Raw genomic sequence first — 15,374 nt, forward strand, 5'->3', positions numbered from 1 at the left:
CGTGCTGCCCTACATCCGTCTCGAACTGCGCCGGCTCGCCCGCACGCCCGGTCTGCTCATCTTCACCGTCCTCATGCCCCTGGTCAGCTACCTCGTCTTCACGAACATCAACACGATCACCGGGCAGGACAAGGCCACCGCGGCCACCTACACGATGGTCTCCATGGCCGGCTACGGCGCGATCGGCGCGCTGCTCAACTACGCCGCCGGCCTGGTCATCGACCGCTCGATCGGCTGGCTGCGGCAGCTGCGGCTCACCCCGGTGCCGCCGCTCGCGGTGGTGCTCGGCAAGGGGCTGGCGGCGATGGCGGCCGCGCTGCTGCCGGTCGCGCTGCTGTGCCTGGCGGCGGCGGTCATCAACGGGGTGCGGCTGAGCACCGGGCAGTGGCTGTCGGTCGTGTCGCTGCTGTGGCTCGGGGCGCTGCCGTTCGCGCTGCTCGGGCTGGCGCTGGGCTACCTGGCCACCAGTCAGACCGCGCAGCCGCTCAACATGCTGGTGTACCTCGGGATGTCGATCGTCGGCGGGCTCTGGCTGCCGCTGGACATCATGCCGGGCTGGCTCGCGGCGATCGGCCGGGTCCTGCCCACCCACGCCTACGCGGACATGTCGTGGCGGGTCGCGTTCGGGGGCGCGCCGAGCGTCAGCGACGTGCTCACCCTGGTCGCGTGGCTGGTCGCCTTCACCGCCCTGGCCGTGTTCGGCTTCCGTCGCTCCGTCCGCCGCATCGCGGTGCTGTGAAAGGGTGAGCCGCATGAAGTACGCGCCGCGATCGATGATCGGCGGGATGGTCTGGGTCGCGGTGTGGCTGTTCCCGCTCGTCGATCCGCTGGGCAACGCGCCGTCGACCCTGGCCGTCGTCCTGCTCGTGGCCTTCTCGCTGCTCTACACCTACACGGCCGCCCTGGGTTTCGAGTCGCCGGTCCTCACGCGCTTCCACCACGTGCTCTACGGCGTGGTGGCGGCGCTCGGGATCGGCCAGGTCCTCGCATACGGCGACCACTGGCTGATCCTGATGCTCTACGTCACCGTCGCGGGCATGGCCCTCTACGCCGGGGCCGAGCGCCCGGTCGTCGCCGTCTACGTGTTCTTCGCCGGGCTGCTGACCGAGGTCGGCCTCGCGTTCGCGGTGGACGCCAACTGGTGGCGGGCCGGCAGCGTGCTGCTCGGGACGGCCCTGTCGTCGCTGCTGTGCGGCGCGGTCCGGCAGATGAACCGGATGGTCCGCGAGCTGCGCAGCACACGCCAGGCCCTGGCCGACACCGCCGTCGCCGAGGAGCGCCTCCGCTTCTCCCGCGACCTGCACGACCTGCTGGGCCACACCCTGTCCGTGATCGTCGTCAAGGCCGAGGTGGTGCGCCGCATCGCCGAACACGACCCGGCCGCGGCCGCCGCCCAGGCCGCCGACATCGAGCAGGTGGGCCGGCACGCGCTCGTCGAGATCCGGGAGGCCGTCACCGGCTACCGCGAGACGGGCCTGACCGCCGAGCTGGCCCGGGCCAAGGGCGCCCTGACCGCCGCCGGCATCACGGCCGACGTCCTGCGCACCGCCGACCCGCTGCCCGACACCGCCGACCGACTCCTGGCCTGGGTCGTCCGCGAGGCCACGACCAACGTGATCCGGCACAGCGGGGCCGCCCGCTGCGAGATCTCCCTCGCGATGACCGGCGGCGCCGCGATCCTCACGGTCCGGGACGACGGCGACTTCGCCGCGGACGCCCCGCCCCCGCCGCCCGGCAACGGCCTGCGCGGCCTCACCGAACGCCTCGCCGGCGCCGGCGGCACGCTCGAAACCGCCCCCCGCCCCGAGGGCGGCCTCTCCGTGACGGCAAGGTTGCCACTATGACGATCAGGGTGCTGCTGGCCGAGGACCAGGGCATGATGCGCGGCGCGCTGGCGCTGCTGCTGGACCTCGAGCCGGACCTGGAGGTGGTGGCCCAGGTCTCGAGCGGCGACGAGATCGTCCCGGCCGCGCTGACCGCCCGCCCCGACGTGGCCCTGCTCGACATCGAGATGCCCGGCGGCGACGGCATCACCGCCACCGCCGAGCTGCGCCGCCGCCTGCCCGCCTGCCGGGTGCTGATCCTGACCACGTTCGGCCGCCCCGGCTACCTGCGCCGGGCGATGGAGGCCGGGGCCAGCGGCTTCCTGGTGAAGGACGGCCCGGTGGAGTCCCTGGCCGCCGCGGTCCGCCGGGTCCTGGCCGGCGAACGCGTGGTCGACCCCGACCTGGCCGCCGCCGCCCTGGCCGCGGGCCCCGACCCGCTCACCGACCGCGAGCGCGACGTGCTCCGCGAGGCCGGCGACGGCTCGACGGTCGCCGACATCGCCAAGCGCCTCCACCTCTCGGAGAGCACGGTCCGCAACTACCTGTCGGCCGCGATCACGAAGACCGGCACCCGCAACCGGATCGAGGCGGTCGGCGTGGCCCAGTCCCGCGGCTGGCTCTGACCACCCGCCACCTCCGCTCCCCGCTCACGGCACGCTTCGACACTTCGGCTCACGGCATGCTTGGGCGCTCCGGCTCACGGCACGCTTCGACACTTCGGCTCACGGCATGCTTGGGCACTTCGGCTCACGGCATGCCTGGGCGCTCCGGCTCACGGCATGCCTGGGCGCTCCGGCTCACGGCATGCTTGGGCGCTCCGGCTCAGGGCGGGCTGCTCCTCACGGCCGCTTCGGCTTTGGGGCCGCACTCGGCGGCGCTTCCCCGGGAGCTGCGGGTGGGCGGATGCACGGTCGCGGGCACTCGAGCGGGTGATGCGCTGCGGTCGGCTGCGCAGGCGTCGGCGTAGGCAGCGGTTGTCTGGGCGGGTCGCTGATCGTGGCGATGCTTGGCAAAGTTGAGTCTTGGTGACTCAGGTCACGTTCGGGCGCGGAAGAGGGTGGGCATGTCCGAGGTTGTAAGACTTGAGCGACACGCGCTCAACCTTGGAGGGACTCACCATCATGTTGCTGCGCACCGTTCCGTTCCGGTCCTCGGCCGCGTTCGACCAGTTCTTCGGCTCCGCCACCGGCAGCCGCGGGGTCAGCGCTCCGCTTGACGCCTACCGTGACGGAGACACCTTCTTTGTCGAGATCGACCTGCCCGGTGTCGACCCGGCCTCCATCGACGCCACCGTCGACCGCAACGTGCTGACCGTGCGGGCCGAGCGGTTCCGGGTCGAGCGCGAGGGCGTCCGGCGGGTCATCTCCGAGCGCCCGGCCGGCACCGTGACGCGGCGGCTGGTCCTCGGCGACAGCCTCGACACCGACCGGCTCGAGGCCAGCTACGACGCCGGCGTGCTCACGCTGAGCATCCCGGTCACCGAGCAGGCCAAGCCCCGCAAGATCGAGATCGGCGTGGCCCAGCGCGAGCTGGCGACCGCCCAGTAACACCCAGCCGGCGACCGCCCGGTAACACCCAGCCGGTGACGATCCAGTAACACGCCAGCCGGCGACCGGCCAGCCAGCGCGGGCCGGCGACGATCAGTAACGCGCCAGCCGGCGACCGTTCAGCCAGCGCGAGCCGGCGACCGGCCAGCAATGCCGAGCCGGCCAACGCCTGGTCACCGCGAGCCGGCGAACGCCCAGTCACGCACCGCACAACCGGTAAGACCCCGCGCCGCCGAGGAGCACATCCCGTCGGCCCGGTGAGCCGGCAGCGGACAGCCGCGATCCGCCGGGAGGCCCGCGCCTCCCGATGGGGTCGCGGCTGTCGCGTTTCCTGAGACATTCCACATCGATCAGTGTCGCCACGCGGCGTTATTTCCGATGCGCCGGCGGTGATCATCGGACGCATTTGGGCGATGGGAAATGGGTGGGTGTGCGGTGGCGGGCAGGGGCGGTGTGTAGGTGCGAAACGACTCGAACCGGTGGCACTGCGCAGTGGGTGCGAATGGCGGAGGCGGCAAGGTGGAGTCCGGACAGTGGGACGGACGGGCGGAGGCAAAGGGTCAGAGAGAGGGCGGCCGCTATCCACGACGCCGCGGCCATAGGCCACCGGGTCGGTGGGCAATGTGCGGTTCTGGTCCGGCGCGGCCGGCACCGCATTGCCGGTCCGGCATTCGGCGCCCGGGCGGCTGCCACTGTTGCATTCCACCCGGCGCGCCCGGGTTCGGCGGCCGCTAATGCAAAGCGAGCCGGATGCAAAGCGGGCCTACATGCAAAGCGGGCCGAACGCGAAGCCGGCCCGCATCCAAGGCGGCCCGGACGGGAAGCCGGCCCACATCCAAAGCGGGCCGGGTGCGAAGCGAGCCCGCATGCAAAGCGAACCCGCGTGCAGAGCGGGCCGGGTGCAAAGCGAGCCCGCATGCAAAGCGAACCCGCGTGCAGAGCGGGCCGAGTGCGAAGCGAACCCGCATGCAAAGCGAACCCGCGTGCGGAGCGGGCCCAGTGCGAAGCGAACCCGCGTGCGGAGCGGGCCCACATGCAAAGCGAGCCGTACGCAAAGCGGGCCGGGTGCAGTGAATGCACCCGGCCCGCAGTGACCGTTCGAACTCCGGCGGCGACTCCGGCCTCGTCGTTGAGACACGGTCGGCCGGCGGCGGTCAGGCGACACAGGCCGCGTCGAGAACGACGTCGCCGGCCCGCGGCGGCTCGCCATTGTGGGCGTGTGGTCAGCGGCCCGCTTCGGCGTGGTAGCGGTCGACGATCTCCTGCTTGATGCGGCCCCGGTCGGACACGTCGATGCCCTTTCCCTGCGCCCATTCGCGAATCGCGCGGTTCTGGTCGCGATCCCCGCGGGTCACACTGCGGCCCCGGGCCTCGCGGCCGCGGGACGTGGCGACCACACCGCCGCGGCCGATCTTCGTCGCGGCGGCGACGAAGGGGGCCACCGCGTCGCGCAGCTTCGTCGCGTTGCTTGCGGACAGGTCGATCTCGTACTGCACGCCGTCGAGCGCGAACACGATACTCTCGGCGGCGGGCTTGCCGTCGATGTCATCGATCAGCTCGTGGATGACGCGTTTTGCCATGAGTGGCCTTTCCTCGGTGGTGCCCAGGTGTACTAGAACCGTTGTGTGCTGAACCGATCCGGACCTCGGTGTGAGCACACCGGCCGTATCATTCGGACACAAACAAGATACAAGCGACATGCTACGCCCGTGACTGGGGCGAGATTACTCCCACTTTAGCGCTTTCGCTCGCCCGGCCCAGAAATCGGCATGTCACGAAACGCATACAACACGAAACGCACACGATCGGTAAAGATGACCGGCCGAATTGGGCGTGATCGCAAGCGTCGGGAAGCCACCCCGGGCGGATGGCGAGAACTCACCCGCACGATCCAGAAGATCGCAGATGTGGAGTCAGGCGAGGATCCGCAGCGACAGCAGCAACGCGCCACCGACCACCAGGAGCAGGCCGCCGACGGAGACGATCCGCACCAGCCACGAACCGTCGCGAACCAGCCGGGTCCAGCGCACCAGCTGGGCGCGCGTGAATTGCAGCAGCCGGCGGGCCCAGGCGAACTCCATGGCCAGCAATGCGAGGCCGCCCAGGATGATGAGCCAGCCGGGGCCGGGCAGCGGCAGCAGAATCACGCCGACCGCGATGACGAGCGTGCCGAGGACGGCCACGACGATCTTCACGCCGATCCGGCCGAGCGGGGTGCCGTAGGCCTGCGCCCGCAGCCGCATCGCGCGGTCCTGGAGCCGGGCAAACGCGGCCCGCCATCGCGGCGCCGCCGGGCCGTCGGTCACCTTCTCGGAGTCGCTCTGCAGGTCGGACACCGTTCCATGGTCCACGAAGCACCGACCCGCCGGCGAATGCGCCACCGAATCGGACTAATCGCTCAAAGGCGTTACATCGGGGTTGACATCGGGCGAAGCTCGCACCAGTACGGCGGCCACATCTCCGGCAGCGACACGCCGGAAGTCACCCGCGCGGGCGGGGAAGCGTCCGGAATCAGCCGTAACGCCCGCCCCGTCCACCTCACTGCCGCGCAATTCTCGTTCGCATCACGCAAACACCCGTCACTCCCGTGGACCACAGGACGTTACCGGAATGAATTGACGTACGGCCCACCCGTCACGTCAAGGACCCCGACCTCGCCTTAAAAACCAGACATCGCACGCAGGATGTTCGGTTGACGGCAAATCGGGCCCAGAAACACTACAGAGTGAGATCGTAGAATCACTACGCGTAACACTGGGAATCGCCTCAACATAGAGAGGCGGGGCACGGCATGCTCCGCAAGCGGTGCCGGGGGGAGTACGACATGAGCGCTATCCGACCATCGACCGTCGAGGTCGAGACATCCCTACGACTCGTCGCGCCCGACGCGACGGCGCTGCCGGTGCGAGCCAGCCTGCGCTACGACCCGAATGACCCGTACGCGGTCCACGTCCTCTTCCACGCCGAATCGGCCGGGGGCGAGCCCGTGAGCTGGTCGTTCGCCCGCGAGTTGCTGTTCACGGGGCTCGACGAGCCGGCCGGGATCGGCGACGTGCGGGTCTGGCCGTGGAACGGGCCGCGCGGCGACTTCGTCGCGCTGGCGCTGAGCTCGCCCGACGGCAACGCATTGTTCGAGGTTCCCCGCAGCGTGCTGGTGCGATTCCTGCGCCGCACCTACAGTGTCGTCCCACGCGGCCACGAGACGGACCACCTCGACGTCGACAACGCCGTCAACCGGCTGCTCGCCGGGCGCTGAACCACCCCGGTCCGGCTCGCCGCGCGACCATCGCGGCACCACCCGCCCGCCGACGGGCCGGCCTCCGTACCCACCGGTACGACAAAAACCAGCATTCCGGGCGCCACGCCCATCCCGCCACCTCCAGCACGCCGCCAGACGCTGGGACCGGGGATCGCGTGGCGCCCGATGCCGTTGCCAGTCCGGTATCGCAGCGCATTGAGTGGATCGCACGGCCCGCGATAACCTGCCCCCGTGACGGGGGGCGTTGACGCGGTTCCGGCTGCCCGCAAACGGGCGCCGGGACACGGACCGGCAGATGCGAGTGCCTTCATCGGTACCGCACTCAACCTGCTCGGCCGCCACTTCCCCACGCTCCTGGCCGTCTCGGCCGGCGGCGTGGCCGCACAGTGGGGCGCGACCCGCCTGGCCGTCGTCGCCAGCAACTGGCATCCGCTCGCGGGCGCGCTGACGCTGATGGTCGTGCCGCTGCTGGTGCTCATGACGTACGTGCTCATGATGCGCGTCGTGCGCGGCTCCCTGCCCTTCGCCCGCACCGTCCACGACGGGTCCGGCACCTACCAGCGGGGCCTGCTCGACCACCTCGGCAGCGTCCTGCTCCCGTTCCTGGCCGTCTGGTCGGCGCAGGGGTACCTCGACGACACGATCGAGCAATACCGGTTCGACGTGTGGCAGGACTATCGCAAGGCCCGCTTTGCCGCCGTCCTCGAGGACCGCCCGCTCCCCCTCACCGACACCGAACGCCTCGACCTCGGCCTCTCCACCGCCGTCGTCGCCGTGATCGTCCTCGCGTTCGCCGCCCGCTGGGCCCTCGGCCGGCTGCGCAGACCCCGCACCGAGGGCGGCCCGCCCCGGGGCCCGCGCTGGCTCGGCGTCGTGGCCGCATACCTCGAGTCGGTGTGGCTGATGCTCGTGTTCATCCCGCTCGCCGCGCTCCCGGAGCTGCTCAACGGCCGGCTCGGCGACCTGCGGATCGTCTCCTGGTATTCGGACCTCCAGATCGGCGTCACCGACCGCATCGGCGAGGTCAGCAACCCCCTCGCCCTGGCCGCGGGCGCCGTCCTGGCCGTCCCGGTCCTCCTGCTCGCCAACGCCCAGACGGTCATCCTCGCCCCGGTCGCCTGGCTCACCGTCGGCGCCGTCGTCTACGGCCACCGCCTCGCCGACCTGGCCCGCGACCACGAGGAACGCCACACCGGCCGGGGCGGTTTCCTGCGCCGCTGGGCCCGCGGCCAGTACCGCGGCCAGTTCAACGACCGCTTCGGCCCCCTCCTGGCCGGCCTACGCCTCCTGGCCCGCGGCAGCACCCGCCCCCTGCTCCTGTTCTGCCTGCTCTTCCTGGTCATCTCCCCGCTCGTCGCGGACGGCCGCCGCCTCGGCGGCCTCGAGGGCTGGCTGTGGGACGCCGAACGCTGGCTGATCGGCCCGCAGCCGGACCAGCGCTGGCTCTTCTGGGACCAGATGCTGACCCCGCTCAACACGATCGTCACCAACGTCGCCCTCGTCTGCCTCCTGAGCGCCGCCATCGACCGCCTCGTCCTGGCCCAGCACCTCGACCCCGAACTCCGCGCGACCCCCCAACCCCAGGCCCCACTGCCGATGCCCCACCCACCCTTCGCACCACCGCCCGCCTTCGCGCAACCCGCTCCCACCGCACCGCCCGCCTTCGCACCGCCGCCCGCCTTCGCACAGCCCGCTCCCACCGCACCGCCCGCCTTCGCACCACCGCCGTGGTCCCCGCCGCCGCCGTTCGCACCGCCGCCACCGCCGCCGTTCGCACCGCCGCCACCGCCGCCGTTCGCACCGCCGCCACCACCGCCACAGTCCGCACCGCCAACGTGGCCTCCGCCCAGCCCGCCAAGTGCGATGCATCCGAATATTCCCATGCAACGTCAGCCCGAGCCGGCCGTCGCCATCGCGCAGATCGAGGACGCCACGCAGGAGACCGCGGCGCCGGCGGTGCGGATCGAGGACGAGGCGACGCGGGAGACGGGGAAGCTGGGTTAGGGGCGGGGAAGGTGGGCGTATGCCGGGTAGGAGGTCGGGACGCCCACGAACACCGCGGCCGGCGTGGCACCGCGCGGGAGCAGGAAGAAGAAGCTGAGTTGGTACTGCCCGGCGGGCGGAGCGGACGCGCCGGGTTTGACGGGCCGGGTGCAGCCGGCGCTGCCCGTCGGGAGGTTCACGGCGGTGAGTTCGGCCGGGCGGTCGCTGTAGCGGCGCGCGGACGCGTCCTCGAGGTAGACGGTGCAGCCGCCGAGGCCGTCCTCCTCCTTGGTGTCGAAGGTGACCTTCGCCTGCCAGACCTTGCCGCCGGCCAGGTCGACCGGTTTGCCGGAGCGGTCGGCCGGGGACGTGAGCTCGGTGAGCTCGTCGAAGCGGATGCGGGCGGCGGCGTAGGTGACCCAGCCGCCCCGCGCCGCGGTGACGGGCACGTGGGGACTGGTCGGGTCTTCGAGGTAGACCTTCGCCTCCTGGAAGAACGGGCCCGCCAGAGCCGCCCCCAGTAAGGGAAAGACCAGTATCAGGCCCCACGCGTTGCGCCGCCACCAGCCCGCCGGGTGCCGGTTCACGCGACGATCCTCGCCTTCGGGACGTCCAGCGGGGTTGTCTGGGTGAGCCATTGCGGTACCGGCGAAGGAATCGGCACTGCCGCCAAGGCCAGAAGACCGGGGCCGAAGCCCGAATGCTCGCCCAGGAGCAGCACGAGCCCGGTCGCGTCCTTGGCGATCTCGAACACGATGTGGCCCTCGACCCAGATGCCCGGCTGGAAGGAGCGGCCGCCGGTCAGGGGCTGGGTGATGCGTTCCGTGGCGGTGAAGGTGCGGGACTGCTCGTCGCGGAGCCGCGCGTACTGCAGGATGAGCGGCTCGCGGGTGGCCGTGACCCGGACCCGGACGAGGACCCAGACGCCGGTCGTTTCGAGGGCCGGGCCGTTGCGCGGGTTCTTCAGCTTCATGCCGCCCGCCGCGGCCTGCACCACGACCTGGAACGTATCGACGTCGACCAGGCTCCCGACCGTACCCCCGAAAATAAAGGGTCTTCCGGCATGTTCCTGATCGGGCTTGTTGCGCACCACGTCCGCGCCGGCGGCGATCGTGGCCAGCACCAGGAGCGCGGTCACGATCCGGGTGCGCAGCGGCGGGCCGGCCCGGCGGTGGCGCGGGGCGGCGGTCCCGGGTGCGACGGCGACCGTCACGACGCCGGCTTCGTGTCGACGGGGACCATCGCGACCGCGGCCGGCCGCTCCTTGTCGGGCCGCCAGCCGCCGCTGTTGCTGCCGTTGTCGAACCGGTAGGTGAGCGGGAAGATGCCGACCTGCACCTGGGCCGGGACGGGCGCGGCCGCCCGCTGCTCCCAAAAGTAGCCGAAGCGGGCCGGGACGTTGGGGTGGACGGCGGCGTTCTCGGCGGCGTCGGTGGCGCCGGCGACGTGGTCGGCGTGCTGCGCGGGGACGCCCTCGACGCCGTGGATCTGCAGCGCCTGGGTGTGGAAGAGCGTGCTTTCCTTGGCGTCGGTAACCTCGACGGTGGCCACGACGATGATCCAGCGCCAGCCCTTGTCTTCCTTGTGGGTCAGGGGCGGCAGCTCGTCGAGCACCCGGACGGTGTGGACGGTGACGGTCCAGCCGCCGGCCGCGAACGGCTGCCCGGGGGTGAACGCCGGGATGGCCTCCTTGGCCGGGGTGACGTCGTCGAAGCCCCCGAACGCGCCCGAGACCAGCACGACAGCGGCCGCGATCGCGGCCGCCAGCCAGCGGATCGGCGCGTTGAGCAGCGCCAGCCGCACCGGCCCCAGCCGCGGCTCGGCCGTCCCTCCCCCAGGGCTCGCCACGGCCGTGAGCCTACGGCACGCCGGCGCCCGGGGGTGGCCCGTGACCGGTCACCCGGATGTCGCCCCAGGGGTTGATCTCGGCCAGCCGCGCGGGCGCGCCGCCGATCGTGACGTCCCGCTGCCCGGCCCGCAGCAGCGCCGCCACCTCCGGCCCCGCCGACATTCGCGCGCTCCAGTGGAAGCGGCCGTCGATGGGTTCGAACCGGCCGGAGACGTGCAGCTCAACCGGGTACGAGCGGCCGCCGGCGACGAGGGTGGCCTTGACGGGCGACGATTCCCCAGGCATGGTACCGACTAGTACCAACTACCGGCCGGTAACGTCAAGGAGGCCGCCGTGCAGGACACCGCGACCGCGCGCGAGGCCACCGCCGCGCGCCTGCTCAAGATCTCGGCCGGCAGCTCCTACGACCCCGAGATCGACATCGACTGGCAGGCCCCGCAGCCCGAAGGCGTCTACTACGCGCCCGCGCCGCGGCTCTCCCTCTACGGCACCCCGGCGTGGGACGCGCTCACCCCCGCGCAGCGCATCGAACTGTCCAAGCACGAGGTGGCCAGCATCGCCTCCATCGGCATCTGGTTCGAGGTGCTGCTCATGCGGATGCTGCTGCGCCACATCACCGGCAAGGACCCGCGCAGCGGCCACGTCCAGTACGCGCTCACCGAGATCGGCGACGAATGCCGGCACAGCATCATGTTCGCCCGGATGATCGACGCGTTCGGCGCGCCCGCCTACCAGCCCGCCGCCGTCCACCGGGCCCTCGGCCGCTACCTCGGTGCGACCGCCGGGGGCATCCAGACGTTCGCGGCCGCGCTGGTCGCCGAGGAGATCCTCGACGCCCTCCAGCGCGAGGCGATGGCCGACGAGAGCCTGCAGCCGCTGGTGCGGATGGTGTCCCGGATTCACGTGGTGGAAGAGGCGCGGCACATCAAGTTCGCGCGCGACGAGCTCGCCCGGCAGGTGGCGGGCAGTTACAGACTGCGGCGGGGGTACTGCCGGATCGTCGTCGCCCGCGCGGCGTACACGGTCACCCACGCCCTCATCAACCCTCAGGCGTATGCGGCGGTGGGCCTGGACCCGGCCCGGGCGAGCAAGGTCGCGTGGGCCAATCCGCGCTTCCGGGCCACCCTGCAGTGGGCCGGCAGCCGCGTCACCGGCTACTTCCAGGAGCTCGGCCTCATCGAAGGCCCCGCCAAGCCCGTCTGGCGGGCGGCCGCGCTCATCTGAACGCGTGTCGCCTGTGATGTTGAGCATTCCGGGAACACGGGACGATCCGTGATGGGCGCGCTACTGTTCATGGAGTCGGTGTGCTGTGTGTCCCCGGGCCTCACCACACTGCCTTCACGGAATACCGTTCGGCTGGAGCCGTGTCGCGCCTATCGCCGCGAGGCGACCTGGCACACCGACCTTAGCTTTTGCCGTTGCTGTGGGGTTACACCAGCACGGCGTAGACGACCAGGTTGTCGCGGTAGGAGTGCCGCGACTGGTCGAACTCCCCGCCGCACGTGATCAGCCGCAGCTCCGGCACCGGCGTCGGACCATACACCCTCGTGCTCGGGAACTGCGCCTTCGCGTAATGCTCGCTCGCCGTCACCCGGAACGTGAGCCAGCCGTCGCCGCGCTGCACGTCGACGGTGTCCCCGGGCTTCAGCTCGTGCAGGCGGTAGAACACGGCCGGGCCCGTCTTCGAGTCCACATGCCCGGCCAGCACCGCGGGGCCCGCGTCACCCGGGAGCGTCCCGCCATCGAACCAGCCCGCCTCGCCGTACACCCGCGGGCTTTCGAGGACCCCGGCCCCGTCCATCCGCAACGTCTCGAGCGGGGTGTCGACGCCGAGCGCCGCGATCTTCAGCCGCGACGGCGGCGTGTCCGGTGCGGCGTCCACCGACGACAGGTCAATGCTGTGCGGCTGAATCCACGTCGTGTCACCGGCGTCGATGTCGACCCGCCGGCCGACGAGGGTGGCGGCGCCGACGATCACGGGTGCGGCCAGCGCCAGCACGCACCCGATGAGCATCAGCGTCCGCCGCCGGGTGGCGGTCAGGTCCAGGCGCGGCCGCAGCGCCCGATGCCTGACCACCCGCCCCGTCTTGCCCATGGTCGCCAGGCTTCGGCGGTCAGGCCGCCGTCGCGCGGGCCCGGCTGCGCCGCCAGAACAGTCCACCGGCCACCGCGAGCAGCAGCACGGCCGCCCCGCCACCGATCGGGATCAGCGGGTTGAGACCGCCCTCGCCGGCGGTACCGCCGCCGCCCGTATCGACGCCACCGGTCGGCACCTCGCCGGCCGCCGCGTCGGTGCGCAGCTCCGCGGTGAGCCCGCCCTTGCCGTCGAGAATGATCAGCGAGTAGACCGCGCCGGCCTTCAGCGGGGCCGACACCGTGGTCACGGCGGCGGAGCCACTCGGCGGTGTCAGCCGCAGCGTCCACTTGCCGGGGTCGCACGGCAGATAGTCGGTGGTCGTCGCGAACTTCACGTCGTCGGCGATCTTCGTCCCGCTGGCCATCGCCACGTTCAGGACCGGCTGCTTCACCGACGCCTGGATGACCCGGACCTTCGCCTTGCCGCCCTCGGGCCGCCCGAGATCGTCGTTGATCACACGCAGGCCCAGGTCGGCGAACTTGCCGGTGCCGGCGACCGTGTAGGCCTTGCCCTCCTCGACCGTCGCCTGGGTGCTCAGCACCGGCGCGGCGGAGGCGGGGTCACCCTGCTTGCGCATCGCCACCGCGTAGGTGCCGGGTGGCAGCGGCAGGTACTTCGAGACGGTGCCATAGCCGACCGCGTCGAACTTCTGCTGCGCGATGGCGCCGGAGACCGAGCTCAGATAGACGTCGACCGGTGGCGTGTCCGGCGACAGGTGGGCGAGGCGGACATAGCCGACGCCGGCCGCCGCGGCCGCCGGCCCCGGGGCCGCCACCGCCGTCACACTCAGGCCGAGAAGGGCCGCGGCCGCTAATGCCGCGAGCCGCCGCCGCTGGGGAGCAGCGAACACGATGAAACCCCCTGCTGTTGGACACAGCGCACTGAATTGCCGTCAGGAACGGGTGGTGCGCACCCGCGGGGGTCGTCGCATGAGTAATCCGCGCGGGCACCGTAAGCACTGATCGCGGTGAGTCTGGCACGTCAGTGAGCAACGCGCCACCCGTGCTGGGCAGGGATCATCGCTTTCGGTGTACGGCACCCGACGCTACGCGGCGCCTTTCCGGACTACATCGGCATTTCGGTCGGTGCCGATGGGTCCCTACATCTGGGTCCCGAAGTCCTGGGTCCAGATCGGGGTCTTGCCCTGGTAGGCCAGGCCCACCCCGAGGTCCTTGAGCTTGCAGTTGAGGATGTTCGCGCGGTGCCCGGAGCTGTTCATCCAGGCGTTCATGACGTCCTCGGGCGTCTTCTGCCCCTTGGCGATGTTCTCGGCCGCGTTCGACCAGCGGTATCCCTCGTTCGAGATCCGGGCCGCGAACGAGGTGCCGTCCTGCGAGTCGTGCGAGAAGTAGTCCTTGGCCGCCATGTCGGCCGAGTGCTTGAAAGCGGCCGTGCGCAGCTTCGCGTTGTAGGTGAGGGGCTGGCAGCCGGCCTTCGCCCGCTCCGTGTTCACGATCGCCAGGACCTGGTTCTCATACGCGACGTTGCTGCCGCCACCGGCCGGCGCACCGGTCGTCTTCTTCGTCGTCGGCTTCGTCGTCTTGGGGGCCGCGGCGGTCGTCGGCGGCGCGGCGGTCGTCGGCGCGGCCGAGGCGGTGGCGTTCTCCGTCGGGTCGGGCGAGGCGGCCGGGTCACTGGCGGCCCCGCCCAGCAGGTCGTTCGGCGCGGCGCTGGTCGTGGCCCCGGCGGCGACGTCCTTGGCGTCCGGCGACGAGTTGGACGACTTCGAGAACAGGATCGAGCCGCCGAACGCGACCGCGCCCACGACGATCAGGGCGATCATGCCGATGCCGGCGGCCAGCAGCATCTTGTTGTTGCCGCGCCGGGCCGGCGGCTCCTCGCCGTCGGGCACACCGTCGTAGGCGCCGTACTTCGAGAAGTCACTGGCGTCGGGCCGGCGGTCGGGCTCGGGGCCCCAGTCGGCGCCGCCCTGGCCGCCGTATCCGCCGCCCTGACGGCCGTATGGGTCACCGCCACCCTGGTTGCCGTACGGGTTGTATCGATCCCCGTAAGCATCGCCGTAGCTTGACACCTGGGCCTCCATGATTGCGTCGGATCGCAGCCGGAGTCGACACTAGAAGCCCGGGAGCGCCTGATTCGCCCGTGGAAGCCGATTTAACGACGGTCTAAGCCAAACTTATGCCGGTCCTGCGCCCGGTAGCAGACTCCCTACCACGCGGCGCAACACGGCAGTGGCGCCCGCCACATCCAGGTGCAGCTCGTCCCGCCACATCGACCAGCCCGCGAACGTGGTCGCCACCGTGAGCGCGTCCAGCAGCTCGGCCCGCGCCGGGCCGGCCGCGGTCAACTCCTCGGCGAAGAGCGTCTGCAGCTCCTCGCGGGCGAAGTCGAGGTACCACATCCGGTTCTTGCGCAGTTGCTCCGAGAACGGCTCCCGGATCCGGGCCGCCCGCGCCGCCGGGGCGATGAGCTCCAGCAGCCGGGCCCGCTGCGCGCAGTAACGCTCGATGCGCTCCTCCCGCGGCAGCTCCGGCGGCACCGGCACGAAATCGGCCCGCATCCGCTCCATGAGCCGCTCACCGGCCGCCGCGAACAGGCCCTCCATGTCCTTGAAGTTGGTCCACAGGGCGCGCAGCGACACCCCCGCCCGCTCCGCGATCCGCTCCGCCGTCGGGCGCAGCTCGCCCTCCTCCAGGAGCGCGAAGTGCGCATCGGTGATCGCCCGGCGGGTCCGCTCGGCCCGCAAGGTGCGCCCGTCCACCCGTGCCCGAACTCCCGCATCGTTCATGACCTGACAGCCTACGTGCCACAC

17 protein-coding genes are annotated in these 15,374 nt (G+C 71.5%); 7 read left to right on the forward strand and 10 right to left on the reverse strand.

The genetic code is table 11. The features are described 5' to 3' along the window. The first annotated feature begins 1 nt into the window (after position 1). The 4 genes from ACIA8L_RS35685 to ACIA8L_RS35700 all read left to right on the forward strand — a co-directional run bounded on the left by ACIA8L_RS35685 (position 2) and on the right by ACIA8L_RS35700 (position 3,373). Positions 2-739: an ABC transporter permease gene (locus tag ACIA8L_RS35685; protein WP_395911471.1), complete on the forward strand. Its 738-nt coding sequence runs from the start codon at positions 2-4 to the stop codon at positions 737-739. A 13-nt stretch (positions 740-752) separates the two neighbouring features. Beyond that, positions 753-1,844: a sensor histidine kinase gene (locus tag ACIA8L_RS35690; protein ID WP_395911473.1), complete on the forward strand. Its 1,092-nt coding sequence runs from the start codon at positions 753-755 to the stop codon at positions 1,842-1,844. After that, positions 1,841-2,449: a DNA-binding response regulator gene (locus ACIA8L_RS35695; protein ID WP_395911474.1), complete on the forward strand. Its 609-nt coding sequence runs from the start codon at positions 1,841-1,843 to the stop codon at positions 2,447-2,449. The genes ACIA8L_RS35690 and ACIA8L_RS35695 overlap by 4 nt, the downstream gene beginning before the upstream one ends. A 498-nt stretch (positions 2,450-2,947) precedes the next feature. Beyond that, a complete protein-coding gene (locus ACIA8L_RS35700) occupies positions 2,948-3,373 on the forward strand; it encodes an Hsp20/alpha crystallin family protein (RefSeq protein WP_395911476.1) in 426 nt (141 codons plus the stop codon). Positions 3,374-4,596: 1,223 nt separating this feature from the next. On the opposite strand, the gene ACIA8L_RS35705 is transcribed toward ACIA8L_RS35700, so the two are convergent. Together ACIA8L_RS35705 and ACIA8L_RS35710 are read right to left on the reverse strand one after the other, a co-directional pair. Further along, positions 4,597-4,953 (reverse strand): Lsr2 family protein, encoded by a 357-nt coding sequence (locus tag ACIA8L_RS35705; protein ID WP_223096470.1) that lies wholly within the window; start codon positions 4,951-4,953, stop codon positions 4,597-4,599. A 333-nt stretch (positions 4,954-5,286) separates the two neighbouring features. Then, positions 5,287-5,709: a TIGR02611 family protein gene (locus tag ACIA8L_RS35710; protein ID WP_395911478.1), complete on the reverse strand. Its 423-nt coding sequence runs from the start codon at positions 5,707-5,709 to the stop codon at positions 5,287-5,289. A 488-nt stretch (positions 5,710-6,197) separates the two neighbouring features. Between ACIA8L_RS35710 and ACIA8L_RS35715 the strand changes: the two genes are divergently transcribed. Beyond that, a complete protein-coding gene (locus tag ACIA8L_RS35715; protein WP_033356715.1) occupies positions 6,198-6,629 on the forward strand; it encodes an SsgA family sporulation/cell division regulator in 432 nt (143 codons plus the stop codon). Positions 6,630-6,863: 234 nt separating this feature from the next. Next, positions 6,864-8,636, forward strand: a complete 1,773-nt coding sequence (locus ACIA8L_RS35720) for a hypothetical protein (protein WP_395911481.1) — start codon at positions 6,864-6,866, stop codon at positions 8,634-8,636. Here ACIA8L_RS35720 and ACIA8L_RS35725 read toward each other — a convergent pair. From ACIA8L_RS35725 to ACIA8L_RS35740, 4 genes are read right to left on the reverse strand one after another with little or no spacing between them, the layout of a single operon-like run. Further along, positions 8,633-9,202 (reverse strand): hypothetical protein, encoded by a 570-nt coding sequence (locus ACIA8L_RS35725; protein WP_395911483.1) that lies wholly within the window; start codon positions 9,200-9,202, stop codon positions 8,633-8,635. The genes ACIA8L_RS35720 and ACIA8L_RS35725 overlap by 4 nt on opposite strands. Beyond that, complete coding sequence (locus ACIA8L_RS35730) at positions 9,199-9,828, reverse strand: hypothetical protein (RefSeq protein ID WP_395911484.1); 630 nt, start codon at positions 9,826-9,828, stop codon at positions 9,199-9,201. The genes ACIA8L_RS35725 and ACIA8L_RS35730 overlap by 4 nt, the downstream gene beginning before the upstream one ends. Further along, entirely contained in the window at positions 9,825-10,463 is a 639-nt protein-coding gene (locus ACIA8L_RS35735; RefSeq protein WP_395911486.1) for a hypothetical protein, read from the reverse strand. The genes ACIA8L_RS35730 and ACIA8L_RS35735 overlap by 4 nt, the downstream gene beginning before the upstream one ends. Before the next feature lie 10 nt (positions 10,464-10,473). Next, positions 10,474-10,749 carry a DUF4873 domain-containing protein gene (locus tag ACIA8L_RS35740; protein WP_395911487.1) on the reverse strand — a complete coding sequence of 92 codons (276 nt, stop codon included), beginning with the start codon at positions 10,747-10,749 and terminating at the stop codon, positions 10,474-10,476. A gap of 48 nt (positions 10,750-10,797) precedes the next feature. Here ACIA8L_RS35740 and ACIA8L_RS35745 point away from each other — a divergent pair, with 48 nt between their 5' ends. Beyond that, a complete protein-coding gene (locus ACIA8L_RS35745) occupies positions 10,798-11,688 on the forward strand; it encodes a diiron oxygenase (RefSeq protein ID WP_395911489.1) in 891 nt (296 codons plus the stop codon). Between the two features lie 205 nt (positions 11,689-11,893). Here the strand turns inward: ACIA8L_RS35745 and ACIA8L_RS35750 are convergent, their stop codons facing one another. The 4 genes from ACIA8L_RS35750 to ACIA8L_RS35765 all read right to left on the reverse strand — a co-directional run bounded on the left by ACIA8L_RS35750 (position 11,894) and on the right by ACIA8L_RS35765 (position 15,350). After that, entirely contained in the window at positions 11,894-12,559 is a 666-nt protein-coding gene (locus ACIA8L_RS35750) for a class F sortase (protein ID WP_395911491.1), read from the reverse strand. 19 nt (positions 12,560-12,578) lie between these two features. Then, a complete protein-coding gene (locus ACIA8L_RS35755) occupies positions 12,579-13,451 on the reverse strand; it encodes a DUF4397 domain-containing protein (RefSeq protein WP_395911492.1) in 873 nt (290 codons plus the stop codon). Positions 13,452-13,700: 249 nt separating this feature from the next. Further along, positions 13,701-14,633 carry a CAP domain-containing protein gene (locus ACIA8L_RS35760; protein WP_395911494.1) on the reverse strand — a complete coding sequence of 311 codons (933 nt, stop codon included), beginning with the start codon at positions 14,631-14,633 and terminating at the stop codon, positions 13,701-13,703. A 105-nt stretch (positions 14,634-14,738) separates the two neighbouring features. Then, positions 14,739-15,350 carry a TetR/AcrR family transcriptional regulator gene (locus ACIA8L_RS35765; RefSeq protein WP_395911495.1) on the reverse strand — a complete coding sequence of 204 codons (612 nt, stop codon included), beginning with the start codon at positions 15,348-15,350 and terminating at the stop codon, positions 14,739-14,741. Positions 15,351-15,374 lie beyond the last annotated feature (24 nt).

Origin of the sequence: Dactylosporangium sp. NPDC051541 (genome assembly GCF_044454505.1) — a bacterium.
Classification (GTDB): domain Bacteria; phylum Actinomycetota; class Actinomycetes; order Mycobacteriales; family Micromonosporaceae; genus Dactylosporangium.

Excerpts from the sequence above, each read along its gene's own strand:
- ACIA8L_RS35700 (WP_395911476.1), top strand. The coding sequence starts at position 2,948 with ATGTTGCTGCGCACCGTTCCGTTCCGGTCCTCGGCCGCGTTCGACCAG.
- ACIA8L_RS35695 (WP_395911474.1), top strand. The coding sequence starts at position 1,841 with ATGACGATCAGGGTGCTGCTGGCCGAGGACCAGGGCATGATGCGCGGC.
- ACIA8L_RS35690 (WP_395911473.1), top strand. The coding sequence starts at position 753 with ATGAAGTACGCGCCGCGATCGATGATCGGCGGGATGGTCTGGGTCGCG.
- ACIA8L_RS35740 (WP_395911487.1), bottom strand. The coding sequence starts at position 10,749 with ATGCCTGGGGAATCGTCGCCCGTCAAGGCCACCCTCGTCGCCGGCGGC.
- ACIA8L_RS35715 (WP_033356715.1), top strand. The coding sequence starts at position 6,198 with ATGAGCGCTATCCGACCATCGACCGTCGAGGTCGAGACATCCCTACGA.
- ACIA8L_RS35750 (WP_395911491.1), bottom strand. The coding sequence starts at position 12,559 with ATGGGCAAGACGGGGCGGGTGGTCAGGCATCGGGCGCTGCGGCCGCGC.
- ACIA8L_RS35765 (WP_395911495.1), bottom strand. The coding sequence starts at position 15,350 with ATGAACGATGCGGGAGTTCGGGCACGGGTGGACGGGCGCACCTTGCGG.
- ACIA8L_RS35705 (WP_223096470.1), bottom strand. The coding sequence starts at position 4,953 with ATGGCAAAACGCGTCATCCACGAGCTGATCGATGACATCGACGGCAAG.